This window comes from Sphingobium sp. IP1, assembly GCF_002708645.1.
In the GTDB taxonomy this organism is placed as follows: domain Bacteria; phylum Pseudomonadota; class Alphaproteobacteria; order Sphingomonadales; family Sphingomonadaceae; genus Sphingobium; species Sphingobium yanoikuyae.
The window spans coordinates 1-19,219 of sequence record NZ_NOIW01000099.1 but is presented as its reverse complement, the minus strand read 5'-3'; the positions used below and the strand labels follow the sequence as shown (position 1 = coordinate 19,219).

Genomic DNA, 19,219 nt, shown 5'->3' with positions numbered 1-19,219 from the left:
GCTCAATGTCATGCCCTGCGTCTTCCCGATCCTGGGGTTGAAGGCACTGAGCCTGGCCAAGGCGGGTGGCGACGAGCGGGCGGCGCGTCGCGAGGCGCTGGCTTACACCCTTGGCGTGATCGTCGCCTGTCTGGCTTTGGGCGGTCTTTTGCTCGGACTTCGTGCTGGTGGCGCGGCGCTGGGCTGGGCGTTCCAGTTGCAACGGCCCGAGATTATCATCCTGTTGCTTCTGCTCGTGACGGCCATAGCGCTCAATCTTGCCGGTCTGTTCGACCTGCCCGCTTTTGGTGGTGGCGATCGATTGACCCGCCAGCAAGGCGCGGCCGGTGCCTTCTGGACCGGCGCGCTGGTCGCCTTCGTTGCGACGCCCTGCACCGGGCCGTTCATGGGCGCGGCGATGGGCACGGCGCTGGTGCTGCCCCTGGGCGCGGCACTGGCGATTTTTGCCGGCCTTGGCCTTGGTCTGGCGCTGCCCTTCCTGTTGCTCGCTTATCTGCCGGCTTTGCGCAATCGCCTGCCACGTCCTGGTGCGTGGATGGGCCGCTTGCAGCGTATCCTGTCGATCCCGATGTTCCTGACAGCCTTGGGCCTTGCTTGGCTGTTGTGGCGGCAGCGGGGCTTGGAGGGCTTGAGCATTGGTTTCTTCGCCGTGCTGGTGTTCGGCGGTGCGTTGGCATTCTATGGCGAAAGGCAGCGATCCGGAAAAAAGGGCGGCATGACATGGCTGGTTGGCGCTGCCCTGATCTGCGTTGTTGCCATAGCCTCGGTGCCCTATGCCGACCCTCGCCTCCAACATCAGGATGAAGGCAATGTCGTCGCCTTCGACGCGGAGAAACTCGACGGGCTGCGCGCCGCGAACAAGCCGGTCTTTCTCTATTTCACCGCCGACTGGTGCCTGACCTGCAAGGCCAATGAGGCCGCCGCGATCGAGCGGGCGGAGGTGCGTGCGGCATTCGAGAAGGCGGGCGTCACTGTCATGATGGGCGACTGGACCAATGCCGATCCGGCGATTACCCGCTTCCTCGAAGCGCAGGGCCGTTCGGGCGTGCCGCTCTACCTTTGGTACGCACCAGGCAAGGAGGCCCAGACATTGCCGCAGCTACTGACCCCGTCGACACTCACCGGACTGGTGCGCTGATGGCCAAGATTCGTGCCGATCAGTTGCTCGTCGACAATGGCCTCGCCGAAAGCCGCGCGCGGGCGCAGGCGCTGATTCTCGCCGGCCTCGTCTATCTGGGCGAAAAGAAGGTAGAGAAGGCGGGGCAGCAGGTGGCGGCTGACGCCGAACTGGACGTGCGCGGGCGCGACCATCCCTGGGTCTCGCGCGGCGGCATCAAGCTGGCCCATGCGATCGACGAATATGGCATCGACGTCACCGGTTTCGTCGCGATCGACGTCGGCAGCTCGACCGGCGGCTTTACCGACGTGCTGCTGACCAAGGGCGCGGCAAAGGTCTATGCCGTCGACAGCGGCACCAACCAGCTTGCCTGGAAGCTGCGCTCCGACGATCGCGTCATCGTCCATGAACAGACCAGCGCCCGCATCCTGACCGACGCCCACATAACCGAGCCGGTCGACATCATCGTGTGCGACGCCAGCTTCATCAGCCTGGCCAAGGTGCTGGAAAAGCCGGTCACCTTCGCCCGGCCCGGCGCGCAACTGGTCGCCCTCATCAAGCCGCAGTTCGAGGCTGGGCGAGAGGAAGTGGGCAAGGGCGGGGTGGTGCGCGATCCCGCCATTCACCAGCGCGTCTGCGACGAGGTCGCTGCCTGGGTACGTGAGAAGGGCTGGGAAGTGCTTGGAATCACGACCAGTCCGATCACCGGGCCACAGGGAAATGTCGAATTTCTGATTCACGCGCGGCTTGGCGGATAATCGCGCCAGCTTCGTTACCCGCCCTGCGATACATTTTGACACATTCCATGCGGTTGTGTCCGTCACAAAGGCCCGTTAGCCCCTCGTCATGCGCTCGACCCTGCCTGTCATTCTCGTTGCCCTTTGTCTTGCCGGTTGCGGCGGGGAGAAGGAAAAGAAAGCTCGCCCGCCGGCTCTGGTGGAGGCGGTGGCGATTGCGCCCACCCGCTTCACCGACAATGTCGAGGCGGTCGGCACCGCGCTCGCCAATGAGCAGGTGATATTGTCCGCGCCGGTGACCGAGCGGATCGATGTGCTGAACTTCGCTGATGGCGGCTTCGTGTCCAAGGGGCAGGTGATCGCCCGCATGGCCGTGGGGCAGGAAAAGGCCGAGCTGGCCGCCGCCGAAGCGACCGCGCTGCAGGCCGACCAGCAGTTGAAGCGCATCCAGGCGCTCAAGTCGCGCGGCTTTGCCACCGGCGCCACGGTCGAGCAGCAGATTGCGCTCGCCAGCAGCGCGCGCGCCAACGCCGACCTCGCCCGTGCCGGCATCGGCGACCGCACCATCCGCGCGCCGTTCAGCGGCTGGGTGTCGCTGCGCACCGTATCGCCCGGCGCGGTCATCACCGCCGGCACCGCGATCGCCACGGTCAGCGACATTTCGCGGATCAAGCTGGACTTCACCGTGCCCGAGACGCGGCTGTCGATGATCCGCGAAGGCATGCCGATCAAGGCGGTGTCCGCCGCCTGGCCCGACCGGCCGTTCAATGGCACGATCGCAACGATCGATCCCGTGATCGATCCCGCCACCCGCGCCGTGCGCGTCCGCGCGATCATGCCCAATCCCGACAAGGCGCTGAAGCCCGGCATGCTGCTGACCGTCAGCGTCTTCTCGCGCGAGCGCCAGTCGCTCGGCGTGCCCGAACTGGCGGTGATCGGCGATGGCGACGAGCGTTTCGTCTTCGTGCTGGACGGTCGCACCGCCAAGCGGACCAAGGTCGAAACCGGCATCCGCCAGAACGGCCTGGTCGAGATATTGGGCGGCTTGAAGGCCGGCCAGCAGATCGTGACCGAGGGCGTGGTGAAGCTGACCGATGGCGCACCGGTGCGCCTGGCCGGCGACAAGAAGGGTGATGACGACAAGGGCGGCAAGTCCGCCAAGGCCGCCGGCTAAACCGATGCAGCTTTCCGATCTCTCGGTCCGCCGGCCGGTCTTTTCGGCGGTGGTCGCGGTGCTGATGTGCATCGTCGGCCTGGTCGGCTATTTCAGCCTGTCGGTCCGCGAATATCCCGATACCGATCCGCCGATCGTCTCGGTCGAGACGACCTATACCGGCGCCGCCGCGTCGGTGGTGGAAACCCGCATCACCCAGCAGATCGAGGATGCGGTCGCGGGCGTGCAGGGCATCCAGACCATCACCTCGACCTCGCAGGACGGCACGTCCAACATCAATATCGAGTTCGATCCCTCGCGCGACATCGACAGCGCCGCCAATGACGTGCGCGACCGTGTCGGGTCGGTGACCGAAGATCTGCCCGAGGATGCGCTGGCGCCCGAGATCCGCAAGGTCGATTCCGACGCGCGATCGATCCTGTTCCTGGCCTTCTCGCGCCCCGGCTGGTCGCCGATCCAGATCAGCGACTATCTTGACCGCAACATTGCCGACCGCTTCGCCGCGATCGATGGCGTCGCCCGCGTCACCATCGGCGGCGAGGCGCGGCCGTCGACCCGCATCTGGTTCAATGCGGAAAAGCTGGCCGCATTCGGCCTGACCCCGGCCGATGTCGAAGCGGCACTGCGCACGCAGAATGTCGAACTGCCCGCCGGTCGCTTTGAATCGAAGGACCAGAACCAGACGCTGCGCGTCGAGCGGCCCTTCGCCACGCCGGACCAGTTCGCGCAACTGGTCGTGGGCCGGGGCGAGGATGGCTATCAGGTGAAGCTGGGCGATGTCGCCCGGATCGAGGAAGGGGCCGAAAACCCCTATAGCAGCTTCCGTTCCAACCAGGGCACGGCGATCGGCATCGGCATCATCCGCCAGTCGGGCGCCAACACGCTGGAAGTGGCGCAGAAGGCCAAGGCGCTGATCAAGGAGTTGGAGCCGACCCTGCCCAAGGGCATGAAGGTGGCGATCGGCACCGACGAATCCCTGTTCATCGAACGCGCCATCGATAACGTCTACGACACGCTGGTCGAGGCGGCGCTGCTCGTCATCCTCGTCATCTTCCTGTTCCTGGGATCGGTGCGCGCGACGATCGTGCCGGCCGTCACGGTGCCGATCTGTCTGCTCGCCACCTGCGCGGTGATGTGGCTGCTCGGGCTGTCGATCAACCTGCTGACCCTGCTCGCCTTCGTCCTCGCCATCGGCCTGGTGGTCGATGACGCGATCGTCGTGCTGGAAAATGTCTATCACCGCGTCGAACAGGGCGAAGATCCGCTGGTCGCCGCCTATCTCGGCACGCGGCAGGTGGGCTTTGCCATCATCTCGACCACATTGGTCGTTTGCGCCGTGTTCGTGCCGGTCATGTTCCTGGCCGGCCAGACCGGCCTCTTGTTCCGCGAACTCGCCATCGCGATGATCGCGGCGATCGGCTTCTCCGGCTTCATCTCCTTGAGCCTCGCGCCGATGCTCTGCTCCAAGCTGCTGAAGAATGCCGAGCGCGGCCGGCTGGCGCGCTGGGTCGATGATCGCTTCCAGCGGATCGAACATGGCTATGGCCGCTGGCTCGACTGGACCTTGAAGAAGCCGCTGATGCCGCTGCTCGGCGTCGCGATCTTCCTGGGTGTCGCCTTCTTCCTCTTCACCCGCCTGCCGGCCGAACTGGCCCCGGCCGAGGATACCGGCGTGGTCGAGGCCAATATCAACGCGCCCGAAGGCACCGGCTTCGACCGGATGATGGCCTATATGCAGAAGATCGAGAATGATCTCGCCTTCCTGCGCAAGGACGGCACGCTGCAAAATCTGGTGATCCGCACCCCCGGCGGTTTCGGCACCACCGACGATTACAACAACGGCAATGTCATCGCCTTCCTGCGGCCATGGGAAGACCGCACCATCACCACGGCGGAAGTCGCGACCATCATCAACAAGGTGATCGCCGACCAGCCCGGCGTGCGCGGCAATGCGGCGCCGCGATCGGGCCTGGGCCGTGGTCGCGGCCTGCCGGTCAATATCGTGCTGGCCGGTTCCACCTATGAGGGGCTGGTGGCGGCGCGCGACCGCATCATGCTGGCGGCGGCGAGCTATCCGGGCCTCATCAACCTCGACAGCGATTACAAGGAAACCAAGCCGCAGATGCGGATCGAAACCGATCTGCAGCGCGCCGGCGACCTGGGCGTGTCGGTGAACGATGTCAGCCAGGCGCTGCAAAGCCTGCTCGGTTCGCGCCGCGTCACCACCTATGTCGACCGCGGCGAGGAATATCGCGTGCTGGTGCAGGCAGAGCGGGACGGGCGCCAGACGCTGGCCGATCTGGAACGTATCCAGGTGCGCAGCCGCAGCGGCGTACTAGTGCCCTTGTCGGCGGTCGTGACCGTGCGCGAAGTGGCCGGGCCGCGTCAGCTCAACCGTTACAACAAGCTGCGTGCCATCACCCTGACCGCCGCGCTGGCGCCGGGGACGTCGCTGGGGCAGGGGCTGGCCTTCCTGGAGGATCAGGCGCGTCAGTCGCCCGAGGTGCTGGCGATCGGCTATCGCGGCGAAAGCCAGTCGCTGCGGGAGACCGGCGGGTCGATCTGGATCGTCTTCGGCCTCACCATCCTGATCGTCTATCTGCTGCTCGCGGCGCAGTTCGAAAGCTTCATCCACCCCGGCGTCATTATCGCGACGGTGCCGTTGGCGGTGGCGGGCGGTGCGCTGGGCCTGGCGATCACCGGCGGGTCGATCAACCTCTACAGCCAGATCGGCATCGTCATGCTGGTGGGCCTGGCCGCCAAGAACGGCATCCTGATCGTCGAGTTCGCCAACCAGTTGCGCGACGAAGGGATGGAGATTGCCGAGGCGATCCGCGAGGCGGCCAAGCGGCGTCTGCGCCCGATCCTGATGACGTCGATCGCGACCGTCATCGGCGCCGTGCCACTGGTGCTGCGCGGCGGGGCCGGTGCGGCGGCGCGCCATTCGATCGGCGTGGTGATCGTGTTCGGTGTCAGCCTGGCGACGCTCATCACCCTGTTCCTCATTCCCATTTTCTATTCGCGCGTTGCCAAGCGCACGGTTTCTCCGCAAACCGTTGGTCGCAAACTGGATTCGGCGCTCAAGGATTCGCCCGAACCCGCCGAATAGCTTGGAGCTGCGTTGCCGATGAACGAGATCGCGTCCCAGGGTCAGTTGCGTCTTGCCTATCTGCGCTGGGCGTTGGTCACGGTGCCCGCGATCGTCTTTCTCGGCTTCCTGTCGGGCAGGCTCGCCAATAGCGGTTTCGGCAATCGCTGGTTCGCCTCGCTCAACCTGCCGGCGCTGATGCCGCCGGGCTGGGCCTTCGCCGTCGCCTGGACGATCCTCTATGTGCTGATGGCGCTGGCCTTCGCGATCGTGCTGCATGCGCGCGGGGCCAGGGGGCGGGGGGCGGCTGTCGTGCTGTTCCTGATGCAGCTGGCGCTCAACCTTGCCTGGTCGCCGCTCTTCTTTCGCGCGCATCAGGTGGGGGCGGCGCTGGGCCTGATCCTGGTGCTGGCGCTGCTGGTGGCGCTCACCACTGCCCTGTTCTGGCGGATACGTCCCTTTGCCGGTGCGTTGATGTTGCCCTATCTGGTCTGGCTGGTCTTTGCCTCCTACCTCAACTATGAGGTCGGCCGCCTGAACCCGGATGCGCACAGGCTTGTCGCGCCGGCACTCCAGACCCAGATATGATTTCGGCGCATCCACGCGCCTGATACGAGGATAGACGATCATGCAGAGCGAGAACCGCTTTTTCGACGACCTGGCCAAGCTGGTGAACGGCGCTGCCGGCACGGTCGCGGGCATGACCCGCGAGTTCGAATCCAATGCGCGCGAACGCGCCAAGGAATGGATCGGCGGCGTCGACTTCGTCAGCCGTGAGGAATTTGACGCGGTCAAGGCGATGGCGGCCGCCGCGCGCGAGGAAGTCGAACTGCTCAAGGCCCGCCTCGACGCGCTGGAAGGCAAGGCGCCCGAGCCGGTCACCAAGACCGTGCGCGCCGCCAAGACGAAAGCTGTGGATAAGGATGCGGGCGCCGAGTAAGCGCCCTGTCCTTTCGCCGCTTGCGGTGATAAAGGCGCGCCGATGATGGATAGCGACGAATTTGAGAATGGCGGCCATGAGGCCGCGCCGATCGACATGCTGGCGGCCTTTTACGAGGCGCATGGCTGGAGCTATGAGCAGGTCGGCGAGGACGAGATCGTCGCGAGCACCCAGGGGTCGTGGGCGCAATATGAGCTGCGCGGCATCTGGCGTGACGAGGATCAGGTGCTGCAGCTTCTCGCGCTGCCCGACATCCGCGTCAATGACGACAAGCGCGCCGTCATCTACGAGACGCTGGGCCTGATCAACGAACAGCTCTGGCTCGGCCATTTCGAGCTATGGTCGTCGAGCGGCATCATCCTGTTCCGCCATGGCGCCTTGCTGGGGCAGGGCGGCACGCTGACGCTGGACCAGGCGCAGGTGCTGATCGAGACCGCGATCGACGAGTGCGAGCGTTTCTATCCGGTGTTCCAGTTCGTCCTGTGGGGTGGCAAGAGCCCGAGCGAGGCGATCAGCGCGAGCCTGATCGAAACCCGCGGCGAAGCCTGACATATCTGCCTGAAAGCCTGACCATGACCATTGCCTGCTGGCCCGAACATCTTTTCCTTGTCGGCTGCGGCAACATGGCCGGGCAGATGCTGACTCGCTGGCTGGCGTGCGGGCTGGATCCCGCCCGCGTCACTGTGCTGCGGCCCAGCGGCAAGCCGGTGGCGCAGGGCGTGACCGTCGTCACCGCCTATCCCGACGCGCTGCCGGCCGGCACCACCGTGCTGTTGGGGATGAAGCCTTATCAGATTGCCGATGTCGCCGCTGGTCTTGCGCCGCTGCTGACGGCGGAGACGCGGCTGGTTTCGATCCTGGCGGGAACACCGATTGCAGACCTGCGCCGGCATTTCCCGGCGCCGCGCGATGTCGTCTGCGCCATGCCCAACCTGCCGGTCGGGTTGGGCGAGGGCGTGGTCGCGCTCTACACCGATGCGGCCACGGATGCGGCGGCCAAGGCCGACATTGCTGCGTTGATCGCGCCGCTGGGCCTGGCCGAATGGATGGGGGACGAAGCCCTGTTCAATCAGGTGACGGCCCTGTCGGGCTGTGGCCCGGCCTTCCTGTTCCGCTTCATCGATGCGCTGTCGCGCGCCGGCGAGGCTGTGGGCATTCCCGCCGATCAGGCCGCGCGCATGGCGCTGGCCACGGTGCAGGGATCGGCGAACATGGCGGCGCGCGCCAGCGTCAGCCCGGCGACCCTGGCGGACCAGGTCGCCAGCCCCGGTGGCATGACGCGCCAGGGCCTCAATGTGCTGGACGCCGACAATCGCCTGCTCGACCTTCTGACCGACACGCTGGTCGCGGCGCGCGACCGGGGTGCGGCGATGGCGCGGGGCGAATAGGGACGGTTCCGGTCCGCGCCATTATCCGTTAAGGGGGCGCGATCGATATACGGAGTCCGTTCATGCTGTCCCCCGAAACCCCCATCCTGCTGCTCACCACCGGTGGCACGATCGACAAGGTCTATTTCGACGCCCTGTCCGACTATCAGGTCGGCGAGACGGTGATGGCCAAGCTGTTGCAGGTGGCACGGGTCAAGCGGCCGTTCCGGATCGAGGAAATTACCCGCAAGGACAGTCTGGAGCTGGACGACACCGATCGTGCGCTGATCGCCGCCCGCGTCGCCGCCGCGCGCGAGAAGCATATCGTCATCACCCATGGCACCGACACCATGACCGAGACGGCCAAGCTGCTGCAGGACATTCCCGGCAAGACCGTCGTGCTGGTCGGTGCGCTGGCGCCGGCGCGCTTTGGCGAGAGCGACGCGAGCTTCAACCTTGGCATGGCTTTCGCCACCGCGCAGGTCGCCGAACCGGGCGTCTACATCACCATGAGCGGATCGGTGTTCCGCGCCGACAAGGTGGTCAAGGACCGCGCCAAGGGCGCCTTCGTCCCGACCGGCGAGTAAGGCGGGCCAGCGGGGCGGCTGAAACCTTTGCCCACTCTCCGGCATTGTTGCCCCCACGGGGTGACAAAGAGGAGAGACTTTATGGCAGATTATCAGGAACGCCCGGCGCCCACGACGACCATCATCGAAAAGCGCAGCGGCGGCGGCACGACCATCGCGATCCTGTTGCTGGTCGTGGTGGTGGCGGTTGCCGCCTTCTTCCTGATCAGCAGCCAGACCCGCAAGGATGATGCCGTGTCGAGCGCGGCGAGCCAGGTCGGTCAGGCGGCGAGCGATGTCGGCGACGCCGCCAAGGATGCCGCCGACAGCGTGAAGGGCAATTGATCCAAGGGGCCGGCTTCCACGGCGGAGCCGGCCCTTTTTTCAGACCATGATCTTGTCGAGCGCGGCGCAGAAGGCCTGCATGTCGGCCATGGAGCCGACGGTGACGCGCGACATGGTGGGCCAGGGCGCCCAGTTGCGGCCGATGCCGACACCCGCCGCCAGGAACTGGGCCTGCACGCCGGCCGCCGGCTTGCCCCAGTCGACCATGAACATGTTGGCATCCGACGGGATGAACTTGACCCCGAGCTTGGTGAGATGGGCGAAGGTGAAGTCGCGCGCGGCGATCATCTCGGCCCGGCGCTGCTCGATCAGCGCCTTCTGCGTCAGCGCCACCGTGCCGCACACGACCGAGGGCAGGGGCAGGTTGGTCGACATGCGCTTGCCATCATAGCGCATCATCCTGGCATGCAGGTCCGGTCGCGTGATGGTGGCGCCCAGCCGCATGCCGGCCATGCCGAACAGCTTGGAGAAGGTGCGCAGCACGATCATGTCCTTGCCCTGCGCGACCAGCGGCGCGGCAGACTGGCCGTGCGAGAAATGGAGATAGGCTTCGTCCACCAGAACGATCGATCCGGCCGGCTTGTTGGCGACCAGCCATTCGATGTCGGCGATCGGCGTCAGCGTGCCGGTGGGGTTGTTGGGCGAGCAGATATAATAGAGGCCGGCGTCCGGATTGGCGGCCAGCATCGCCTTCACGTCATGACGATAATCGGGCGTCAGTGGCACCTTCGTCACCTTGGCGCCGGCCCATTCCGCCGTGCCCCAGGGCTGTTCATAGCTGACATCGGCGGTCACCAGCCCCTTTTGCGGCGAGCAGAAGGCGACGACGATGCGCGAGAGCGGATCGCTGGACCCCGGCCAGGGCAGGACATGGTCGACCGGCACGCCCTCGATGGTCGCGAGCGTCTTCTTGAAGTCGGTGACTTCGGTGCCGGGGTGATAGAAATTGGCATGGGAGACGATCTTCGCCGCGGCGGCCTGGGCGACGGGGAAGGGGCCGGTCCAGCATTCGTTGGAGCCGATCCGCACCTTGGGGAAATTGCCTTCTTCCGGGCCGTCATTGCGCTGTGCCCAAACCGGGGTGCCGGCGGTGGCGACCGCCACGCCCGCGCCCAGCACGCCCAATATGCGGGCGGCGTCGCGGCGCGAATAGCCGCGCTGGATCAGATCCTGCTGCGCGTCATTCTGGTCGTTCATGGCTATTCCCCTATGCGTCCTGAAGAACGGTTCGGGGGAGTCAACGGACGAGGGCAGGATTCCCGCAATGGCCCTGCCGTAACGAAGAAGGGCGCCCTCTGGGAGGGCGCCCTTCGTCATGTTTCAGCCTGTTCGGGTGAAGGGATCAGCCTTCGACCTTGGCATATTTCGGCGCGGCCTCATTGAGGATGCGCAGGATCTTCTGCAGCGCGGTGGGCTCGTCGGTCTCTTCCATTGCGGCCAGTTCGCGGGCGAGGCGGCTGGAAGCGGCTTCGAAGATCTGGCGTTCGGAATAGCTCTGTTCGGGCTGGTCGTCGGCACGGAACAGGTCGCGGGTCACTTCGGCGATCGACACCAGGTCGCCCGAATTGATCTTCGCTTCATATTCCTGGGCGCGGCGCGACCACATGGTGCGCTTGACCTTGGGCTTGCCCTTCAGGGTTTCCATCGATTCCTCCAGCGTCTTGTTGGAGGACAACTTGCGCATGCCGACGCCTTCAGCCTTGTTGGTGGGAACGCGCAGCGTCATGCGCTCCTTTTCGAAACGGAGCACATACAGCTCCAGTTCCATGCCCGCGATCTGCTCCTTTTGGAGTTCGATCACACGGCCCACGCCGTGCTTGGGGTAAACGACATAATCACCAACGTCAAAGGACAGCGCCTTGGCAGCCATTTGAAACCTTTCTATTCAACCGGGGAACGGGCCGTCGCGGGGCAGGTGCAGCAGGGGCACGAGTCGGGGAAAGTCCGCGGCGTCACCGTCAAGACATGATGCGAATACTCCAGGACGAACGCGACCATGTTCGTCCGCTGGGCGCTATTTAGCAGATTCGTAACAAAATTGCCACCCCCGGACACAAAGTCTGGGGGTGCGGCACAAAATGGGACGCTGCGCCTTGATGGCGCAGGATAATATCGATCAGCTGCCCTCGCCGGGTTCGGGCGAGAAGAACTGTTCCAGCTTGTTCTCTACGCCGCTCATCGCGTCGGCATCAGCCGGGGCCTCGCCCTTGACCGTGATGTTGGGCCATTCGGCCGAATATTTGGTGTTGAGTTCCAGCCACTTTTCGAGGCCGTTCTCGGTATCGGGCAGGATCGCCTCGGCCGGGCATTCCGGTTCGCACACGCCGCAGTCGATGCACTCATTGGGATTGATGACCAGCATGTTTTCGCCCTCGTAGAAACAGTCCACGGGGCAGACCTCGACGCAATCCATATATTTGCAGCGGATGCAGTTGTCGGTCACGACATAGGTCATTGTCAGGGCACTCTTTGGGTTGCGACAGCGGCGGCCCTGCTATGCCCGGCGCGCGCGAAGGTCAATGAGGATAATGTTGACGGGGGCGTAGGGGCGGTTTTGTGCTGTCGGCAGTGCAGATGGTCGGTCGGGCCGCCCGTTCGAGCGGCCCGAGTCATCGTCAGCTGCGCACGTCGGATTCGGTGACGGGCGAGATCTTGATTTCGACGCGGCGGTTGGCGGCCTTGCCTTCCTCGGTCGCGTTCGACGCGATCGGCTGGGTTTCGCCAAAGCCGCGCGTGGCGATGCGGGCCGACTGGACGCCATGGCTGGTCAGGTAACCGGCGACCGACTGGGCGCGGCGTTCCGACAGCGTCTGGTTATAGGCGTCCGACCCGTCGCTGTCGGTGTGACCATATACGTCGATATAGGTCTTGGGATATTGCGACAGGATCGAGGATACCTCGTCCAGCGTGGGGCGGAACTGTGGCTGGACGCTGGCGTCGTTGAACGCGAAGGTGATGCCCGAGGGCATGCGCAGCAGCAGGTCGTCGCCCTGGCGGATCACGTCGACACCGCTGCCGGCGGTCTGCTGGCGCAGCTTGCGTTCCTGTTCGTCCATATAGGAGCCGATACCGGCGCCCGCGATCGCGCCGATGCCGGCGCCCAGGATCTTTTCGGTGCGGTCATGTCGGCCGCCGACCAGATCGCCCAGCAGATAGCCGCCGAGCGCGCCGCCGATGCCGCCAATCGCTGCCTTCGACATGCGCTTCTGCCCGGTTTCCGGGTCGGTGGTGCAGGCGGTGGTGGTCAGCATCGCGGCCAGGCCGGCCGCCATCATGATCCGGTGCGAAATCCTCATTTTTCTATTCCCTTGTCTTTGGCATCCGCGTGGATGGATGCCTCCCTAATAACCCAGGCGATGGATTGTTCCACAAGTGAACTGAACGGGCGATGATGGGATGGTTGTGAAAACGAAAGAATAAAGGTTATAGGGGGGGGGACCACCATGGCCACGATCCCCCCTCCCGCTCCGACGCCCTTCCCCTGGGTAGACCTCATCATCATCCTGGCGCTGGTCGCGCTGAACGGCGTCTTCGCGATGTCGGAGCTGGCCATCGTGTCCGCGCGCAAGCCACGGCTGCAGGCGATGGAGAAGGCGGGCAAGCGCGGCGCCAGGTCGGCGTTGCAGCTGGCGGCGGACCCCGGCAAGTTCCTGTCGACCGTCCAGATCGGCATCACCCTGATCGGCATCATTTCGGGCGCCTATTCGGGCGCCAGCCTGGGCGGGCCGACCGGCGAGCGGCTGGCGGCGCTGGGCCTGTCGCCCAATATGGCGGAAAATCTGGGCTTTGCGCTGGTCATCGGCCTCACCACCTATGCTTCGCTGATCATCGGCGAACTGGTGCCCAAGCAGTTCGCGCTGCGTCAGCCCGAGCCGATCGCCGTGCTGGTGGCGACGCCGATGCTGTATCTGGCCAAGCTCACCGCGCCGGTGGTGTGGGTGCTCGACAAGTCGAGCGGCCTGATCTTCAAGCTGCTGGGGCTGGACCGCGAATCCGAACATCATGTCACCGTCGAGGAACTGCACCTGATCGTCGCCGAGGCGAGCCGGTCGGGCATCATCGAGGAAAGCGAGCGGGCGATCATCTCCGGCGTGGTGCGGCTGGCCGACCGGCCGGTGCGCGAGGTGATGACCCAGCGCATGGATGTCGACTGGATCGACATCAACGCCGACGAGGATACGATTCGCCTGCGCCTGCTGGAAACGCCGCATACCCGCCTGCCGGTGGGGCGTGGATCGGTGGAGGACATTATCGGCATCGTCCAGGCGCGGGACATCATGACCGCCTTGTTCCGGGGCGAGGCGCTGAATATCGAGGCGCTGCTGCGCAAGGCGGAGGTCGTGCCCGATCAGGTCGACGCGATGGATGCGCTGGAAGTGCTGCGCAAGTCCGACGTGCCGATGGTGATGGTGCATGACGAATATGGGCATTTCGAGGGGATCGTGACCCCGGCCGATCTGCTGTCCGCCATCGCCGGCCATTTCGCATCCGACCGCGACGTCTATGACGAGCCGGATCTGGTCGAGCGCGAGGATGGCAGCCTGCTGGTGTCGGGGCAGATGCCGATCGACCAACTGGCCGAGAAGATCGATATCAACCTGTCCGAGGACCGCGATTATGCGACGGTCGCGGGCCATGTGCTGTGGCTGCTCAAGCGCCTGCCGGAAGTCGGCGACTATGCCGAGGATCAGGGCTGGCGCTTCGAGATTGTCGACATGGACGGGCGCAAGATCGACAAGCTGCTGGTCGCGCAGCTCTGACCATGGCGGCGTCGGCGCTCGATGCGGTCGATCGCCTGGCGCTGCGCCTGCTGGAAGAAAAGGATGGGCTGGCCGTGCTGGGCCTGTGCGGGGCGCAGGGCAGCGGCAAGAGCACATTGGCGCAGGCGCTGCTGGCGCGCATGGGCGCGCGGGGCGTGGCGAGCGCGATCCTGTCGATCGATGATCTGTATCTGACGAAGGGTGAGCGGGAAGTGCTCGCCGGGACTGTGCATCCGCTGCTGCGGACGCGGGGCGTGCCGGGGACGCATGATGTCGCGCTGGGCTTGCGGGTGCTGGACGCGCTGGCGGCGGGGCAGGCGGTGCGCTTGCCGCGGTTCGACAAGGCGGTGGATGATCGCTTGCCGGAAAGCGCGTGGCCGGAGGCCGGGGCGGGGCTGCGGCTGCTGATGCTGGAGGGCTGGTGTGTGGGCGCGCGGGCGCAGGAGGCTGGCGCACTGGATGTCCCGGTCAACGCGCTGGAGCGGGACGAGGATGGCGACGGGCGCTGGCGGCGCTTCGTCAACGATGCGCTGGCGGGCGAGTATCAGGCGCTGTTCGGGCGGATCGATGCGCTGGCGCTGCTGGCGGCGCCGGGGTTCGAGGTGGTGCAGGGCTGGCGGACGCAGCAGGAGGCGGCGTTGCGGGCCGGCGGCGGCAGTGCGGTGATGAACGATGCGGAGATTGCCCGCTTCATCCAGCATTATGAGCGGCTGACCCGGCATATATTGGACGAGATGCCGGCGCGGGCCGATCTGGTCGTGGCGCTGGATGCCCGGCGCGGCGTGACGGCGGTTCGCAGCCGATAGCCGAAAAGGGCGCCGCCACCGGCTGCGCCCTTCCTGAAATTTACTGCGCTGCGTTCTCGGCCGGGGCTTCGGTCGCGTTGGCTTCATTGTCGCCGCCTTCGGCCGGGGCGGCATTGTCGGCAGCGGCGGGGGGCGCGTGGGGGGCAGGGGGAGGTTGGACCCCTGGGTGTTGAGCCAGGCGATCAGGTTGGCGCGATCGGCCGGGTTGGAGAGGCCGGCAAAGGTCATCTTGGTGCCGGGGGCAAATTCACGCGGGCTTTTCAGCCAATGGTCGAGATTGTCGAAGCTCCATTCGCCGCCCTTGCTCTTGAGCGCTTCGGAGAAGGCGAAGCCGCCCTTGCCCTGGCCGATGCCTTCGCCGACGGTGGCATAGAGATTGGGGCCGATGCCGTTGGCGCCGCCCTGGTTGACGGTGTGGCAGGCGGCGCATTTCGCGAACACCTTCTCGCCGGCCGCGACATCCGCGCTGGCGAGCAGGGTATTGAGGCCGGGGCCGCTGTCGCCGCCACCTTCGCCTTCCACCTCGACGCCCTCGATCGCATAGCCCATCTTTTCGGGCCGTTCATCGTGGAAATATTTGGAACTGACGATCGCGCCACCCAGCGCGATGATGCCTGCAAACAACGCCCACCCTGCAACGGTGTTGAATCGATCGCCCATCCGCAGATTTCCCTCGCATCTTTGTTATGGAGGCTGTCGTGCGCTCCCCCACTTAAGCACTTGCCATAATGGGGGATAGGCCGGGGTGCAACCCGCCGTGGCGCTTTTCGAGCGGTGCCGCCCCGCCGATGCTTGCGCGCGATCCCCCAACTGCCTAAGCGCGCAGGCACGCATGGAAAATTATCCCGCCCCCGCTCGCGCGCTGGTCGCCGACATGTCGCAAAAGGCCGCTGCCGATCCGGCGCGCGCCGTCGCCTATCAGGGCGCGCCCGGTGCCAATTCGCACCTAGCCGCGCTTGGCTACGCCCCCGATTGCGTGCCGCTGCCCAGCTTTGCGTTCGAGGATGCGATCGACGCGGTGCGCAATGGCCTTGCCGCCCGGGCGATCATTCCGATCGAGAACAGCCTGCACGGCCGCGTCGCCGACATGCATTTCCTGCTGCCCGAATCCGGGTTGCACATCGTCGACGAATATTTCCTGCGCATCCGCCACTGTCTGATGGCGCCCGACACGGTGCCGGTGAAGAGCGCGATCAGCCATCCGCAGGCGCTGGGCCAGTGCCGCCATTATCTGCGCGAGCGCGGCATCCAGCCGGTCGCCTATGCCGACACCGCCGGCGCCGCCGCGCTGGTGGCGGAGACGCGGGCGCCGGGCGAGGGGGCGATCGCCCCCTATCTGGCCGCCGAAATCTATGGCCTGCGCCTGATCGCCGAGAATATCGAGGATAGCGACGACAATATGACCCGCTTCCTGGTGCTGGCGCGCGAGCCCAAGGCGCCGGCGGCGGGCGTCGGCCCGGTCATGACCACCTTCCTGTTCGAGGTGAAGAATATCCCGGCCGCGCTCTACAAGGCGATGGGTGGCTTTGCGACCAATGGCGTCAACATGACCAAGCTGGAAAGCTACCAGCGCGGCGCCAGCTTTGCCGCGACCGAATTCTATTGCGATATCGAAGGGATGCCGGGCGACCCGGCGGTCGACCGCGCGCTCGCCGAGCTGGAATTCCACACCAAATGGGTGCGCGTGCTGGGCAGCTACCGCCAGGCCCGCCCCCGCACCTGAGTGGTGCGCCCGACAGCGGGCGGTTTTAGGGTCACTCCTGGGTCACTCCTGGGTCGCTCCAGGGTCACAGCGCGAAGTTCATAGTGTCGTGACGCGACGATATCGGCGTTTTGCGGCCTTTTCGCGCCTGAAACGCGCCGCCGCCGCGCCTGTTGGATCACATCCGGGTCATGGTGAAGCGCCATCAGGGTCACGGTGACGCGCCTGTTGGGTTGCGGGGGTGGCGGCGCATCGGTGCGCGCGCAGGGGTGGGATCGCGGTTGCTCCATCGCGGAGGATGGAGCAGAAATTGCGCGAGTAGGAAAGCGGGGTGGGTTTGGTCACGTAGGCGACAGTCGAGTACAGAAACGCAATGCAGAAATACCGCCGTTCCCTTGCGGTTGAATTCCAGCCTTCATTTTACGTGCCGATCGATCTCCGTTTGACGCCGATTTTGCGATCAAGCGCCGGTGCTCGCGTGGCCAGCTTGCCACGGAATGATAGGATGCGGGTTCCTTTTCTCTAACGTCTTCCATGATGGTGCTGGCTCCATCGTGTCTGGCAGCTGAGAGAGGGGCGCGGTGAGGGGCAAGAACGGTTTGGCGTTCGCGAGGCTGGCGCGCTATACCAGCGAGGAGCTGCGCTACACTTCGATCGATCTTGCGGTCTGAGCTGTTTCGGGCACGAAAGATGGGAAGTCAATGGTTCTGGGACAACATATTATTCGCGAACAAGCCAAAATATCACAGGGAAGGCCTAAAAATTTCGGCCGTGGCGTCGATGTGTACTTCTCGGCTGATATCGAGACCGACGGCCCGATCCCGGGGCCCTATTCGATGCTTTCCTTTGCTCTCGTTTATGCTGGTGCCTATGATGGTACCACATTTTACAAACCGAATGAATATAGTGATCGTTTCTATGTAGAGCTTCAGCCGATATCGGAGGAGTTCGAAGAAGACGCGCTGCGCGTGAACGGACTTGATCGGACGGCGCTTGCGCGGCGCGGATTGCCACCGAGCGAGGCGATGACTGCCGCCGCGCAATGGGTCCGTGAGATCGCTGGTGTCAGCGAACCGGTGTTCGTGGCCTATCCCTTAAGTTTTGATTGGTCGTGGCTCTATTGGTACTTCGTGCGCTTTTCGCAGGAGAAGTCGCCGTTCGGCTATTCCAAATGCTTCGATATCAAGACTGCAATAGCATTGAGACTCGGCCGCACGATTGGTGATGCAGGTCGCCAAAATCTACCGGCGGCCTTTCAGTCCGGCCTGTCGCATACTCACCATGCGCTCGATGACGCGATCGAGCAGGCCGAGATATTTGCCAAATTGTTTACCGAGGAGCCGCCTCTTGTCTGAGTATCTCAAGCGCGTACGTACTGAGACGTTTCGCCGATTCCAGGATCTTAAAGACAAGCTTAATGATGCCGAGGCGCTGATTGCAGGAAAGGCCTGCGTCTATGCCACTGGATCATTCGGTCGGTTGGAGGCAGGTTCCTCGAGCGATCTTGATCTCTTTATTGTTTCTGAAACGGAAGAAATAGAGAAGAACGGTGCCAAAATCTGGGTGCATCTCCTGAACGGAATTGATGAGATTCGTCTGAAATGCCATCTGGTTGAAGCGGTCGATGATTGCGGGATTGCGCCGTTTGACGGATCGGGCAAATATCTCGAGGTTCACGGTATCGGTGACTTTGCGAGCAAGCTCGGCAAACGCGAGGACGACTATCACAACACGCTCACGGGCCGCTTGCTGCTATTGCTTGAAAGTCGGCCTCTTCTCGGTCGTAATACTTACGACGCTTTGCTCGAGAACGTCATCCAAGCTTATTTTGGTGATTTCGAAGGCAATGAGGACAAATTCGTCCCAGCGTTTATGGTCAACGACATTCTGAGAATGTGGCGGACGTTTGCCGTGAATTATGAACTTGAACGTAGGAAGCCCGGCAAGGGATTTCGTATCAAGAATCTTAAGCTCAAATATTCGCGGATGATAACCTGCTATTCCGCCATCATGTACTTGCTTGCAAGGCACATTTGCTCGGGTACCGTAACGCCAGCAGATGTTCAAACGATGGTGGCGCTAACGCCGTCCGAAAGGCTCGAGCGGGTAGCAGTTGACGCTGTCATCCCGGATGAGCAGGGAGCAGAACGATTCACTTCGCTGATGGCCGATGTTCTTAAAGATTATTCCGCCTTTTTGGAATTTTCGCATCGTAACAAGACGGAAATCGAAGCTGAATTTGACGAGAATTTTCCTGTGTGGCGTGTGAATTCTTATGACTTTGGGCGGAAATTCGCCGAGGCGCTTACTATCCTTGGGCAGTCCGGAGGGCCGCTCGATGGTCTGTATAGGATTATCTTGATCTAGGAACGGCGGCGTACGCATCTTTTGTCGAACGCATACTCCTCGTTCTTGGGAGCGTCAGGCTGGGATCGGCAAGGATTTAGTGGTTAGTTTCGGCGAGCAAGTTGCTTTGCCTTCCTTACCTCCCACCCCTCCGCTTCCGCTGCCCCGCAATCACCGCTATAGCCCCGCCATGGTCGCTGCGATCCTCTTGTCCGCGCTGGCGATGACGCTGATCGTCGGGGTGCGCTATCTGATTGCCAGTGGCGGGTTT

The 19,219-nt window shown here is 64.2% G+C and carries 19 protein-coding genes and 2 pseudogenes; 16 read left to right on the top strand and 5 right to left on the bottom strand.

Annotated features, from left to right (window positions below; genetic code table 11):
- From CG471_RS23785 to CG471_RS23740, 10 genes are all read left to right on the top strand, one after another.
- On the top strand, positions 1-1,138 hold a 1,138-nt coding region (locus CG471_RS23785; protein WP_180275787.1), incomplete at its 5' end, for a protein-disulfide reductase DsbD.
- A complete protein-coding gene (locus tag CG471_RS23780; RefSeq protein ID WP_099233987.1) occupies positions 1,138-1,875 on the top strand; it encodes a TlyA family RNA methyltransferase in 738 nt (245 codons plus the stop codon). The genes CG471_RS23785 and CG471_RS23780, both read left to right, overlap by 1 nt.
- 88 nt (positions 1,876-1,963) lie before the next feature.
- Positions 1,964-3,028 (top strand): efflux RND transporter periplasmic adaptor subunit, encoded by a 1,065-nt coding sequence (locus CG471_RS23775; RefSeq protein ID WP_180275786.1) that lies wholly within the window; start codon positions 1,964-1,966, stop codon positions 3,026-3,028.
- Between the two features lie 4 nt (positions 3,029-3,032).
- On the top strand, positions 3,033-6,137 hold the full coding sequence (locus CG471_RS23770) for an efflux RND transporter permease subunit (protein WP_099233985.1): 3,105 nt from the start codon (positions 3,033-3,035) through the stop codon (positions 6,135-6,137).
- A gap of 18 nt (positions 6,138-6,155) precedes the next feature.
- The gene (locus CG471_RS23765) at positions 6,156-6,704 is read left to right on the top strand and encodes a TspO/MBR family protein (RefSeq protein ID WP_099233989.1); all 549 of its coding nucleotides are present in this window, start codon (positions 6,156-6,158) and stop codon (positions 6,702-6,704) included.
- A gap of 40 nt (positions 6,705-6,744) precedes the next feature.
- A complete protein-coding gene (locus tag CG471_RS23760) occupies positions 6,745-7,056 on the top strand; it encodes an accessory factor UbiK family protein (protein ID WP_004211090.1) in 312 nt (103 codons plus the stop codon).
- Positions 7,057-7,098: 42 nt separating this feature from the next.
- Complete coding sequence (locus tag CG471_RS23755; RefSeq protein ID WP_004211091.1) at positions 7,099-7,605, top strand: YbjN domain-containing protein; 507 nt, start codon at positions 7,099-7,101, stop codon at positions 7,603-7,605.
- A gap of 23 nt (positions 7,606-7,628) precedes the next feature.
- On the top strand, positions 7,629-8,444 hold the full coding sequence (locus CG471_RS23750) for a pyrroline-5-carboxylate reductase (RefSeq protein WP_099233984.1): 816 nt from the start codon (positions 7,629-7,631) through the stop codon (positions 8,442-8,444).
- A gap of 62 nt (positions 8,445-8,506) precedes the next feature.
- Positions 8,507-9,010, top strand: a complete 504-nt coding sequence (locus tag CG471_RS23745) for an asparaginase domain-containing protein (protein WP_004211094.1) — start codon at positions 8,507-8,509, stop codon at positions 9,008-9,010.
- An 81-nt stretch (positions 9,011-9,091) separates the two neighbouring features.
- Positions 9,092-9,334 carry a hypothetical protein gene (locus tag CG471_RS23740; RefSeq protein ID WP_099233983.1) on the top strand — a complete coding sequence of 81 codons (243 nt, stop codon included), beginning with the start codon at positions 9,092-9,094 and terminating at the stop codon, positions 9,332-9,334.
- A gap of 39 nt (positions 9,335-9,373) precedes the next feature.
- On the opposite strand, the gene CG471_RS23735 is transcribed toward CG471_RS23740, so the two are convergent.
- The 4 genes from CG471_RS23735 to CG471_RS23720 all read right to left on the bottom strand — a co-directional run bounded on the left by CG471_RS23735 (position 9,374) and on the right by CG471_RS23720 (position 12,630).
- Positions 9,374-10,531: a pyridoxal phosphate-dependent aminotransferase gene (locus tag CG471_RS23735; protein WP_099233982.1), complete on the bottom strand. Its 1,158-nt coding sequence runs from the start codon at positions 10,529-10,531 to the stop codon at positions 9,374-9,376.
- Between the two features lie 145 nt (positions 10,532-10,676).
- Positions 10,677-11,204 (bottom strand): CarD family transcriptional regulator, encoded by a 528-nt coding sequence (locus CG471_RS23730; protein ID WP_004211100.1) that lies wholly within the window; start codon positions 11,202-11,204, stop codon positions 10,677-10,679.
- 246 nt (positions 11,205-11,450) lie between these two features.
- Positions 11,451-11,789 carry a ferredoxin FdxA gene (fdxA, locus tag CG471_RS23725; protein WP_004211101.1) on the bottom strand — a complete coding sequence of 113 codons (339 nt, stop codon included), beginning with the start codon at positions 11,787-11,789 and terminating at the stop codon, positions 11,451-11,453.
- Between the two features lie 160 nt (positions 11,790-11,949).
- Positions 11,950-12,630 (bottom strand): OmpA family protein, encoded by a 681-nt coding sequence (locus tag CG471_RS23720; RefSeq protein ID WP_029547626.1) that lies wholly within the window; start codon positions 12,628-12,630, stop codon positions 11,950-11,952.
- Between the two features lie 147 nt (positions 12,631-12,777).
- On the opposite strand from CG471_RS23720, the gene CG471_RS23715 reads away from it, so the two are divergent.
- Both CG471_RS23715 and CG471_RS23710 read left to right on the top strand, forming a co-directional pair.
- Complete coding sequence (locus CG471_RS23715; RefSeq protein WP_010337012.1) at positions 12,778-14,094, top strand: hemolysin family protein; 1,317 nt, start codon at positions 12,778-12,780, stop codon at positions 14,092-14,094.
- A 2-nt stretch (positions 14,095-14,096) separates the two neighbouring features.
- Positions 14,097-14,900, top strand: coding sequence for a kinase (locus CG471_RS23710; protein ID WP_099233981.1), 804 nt, complete (start codon positions 14,097-14,099; stop codon positions 14,898-14,900).
- Between the two features lie 40 nt (positions 14,901-14,940).
- On the opposite strand, the pseudogene CG471_RS23705 reads toward CG471_RS23710, so the two are convergent.
- A pseudogene (locus CG471_RS23705) lies at positions 14,941-15,560 on the bottom strand (cytochrome c family protein).
- A gap of 172 nt (positions 15,561-15,732) precedes the next feature.
- Between CG471_RS23705 and CG471_RS23700 the strand changes: the two are divergent.
- The 4 genes and pseudogenes from CG471_RS23700 to CG471_RS31495 all read left to right on the top strand — a co-directional run.
- Positions 15,733-16,623 (top strand): prephenate dehydratase, encoded by an 891-nt coding sequence (locus tag CG471_RS23700; RefSeq protein ID WP_004211109.1) that lies wholly within the window; start codon positions 15,733-15,735, stop codon positions 16,621-16,623.
- A 680-nt stretch (positions 16,624-17,303) separates the two neighbouring features.
- Positions 17,304-17,957: a 3'-5' exoribonuclease domain-containing protein gene (locus CG471_RS23695; protein WP_143560268.1), complete on the top strand. Its 654-nt coding sequence runs from the start codon at positions 17,304-17,306 to the stop codon at positions 17,955-17,957.
- Complete coding sequence (locus tag CG471_RS23690; protein WP_099233980.1) at positions 17,950-18,969, top strand: hypothetical protein; 1,020 nt, start codon at positions 17,950-17,952, stop codon at positions 18,967-18,969. The genes CG471_RS23695 and CG471_RS23690 overlap by 8 nt, the downstream gene beginning before the upstream one ends.
- Positions 18,970-19,138: 169 nt before the next feature.
- A pseudogene (locus CG471_RS31495) lies at positions 19,139-19,219 on the top strand (fatty acid hydroxylase family protein); the annotation flags it as partial.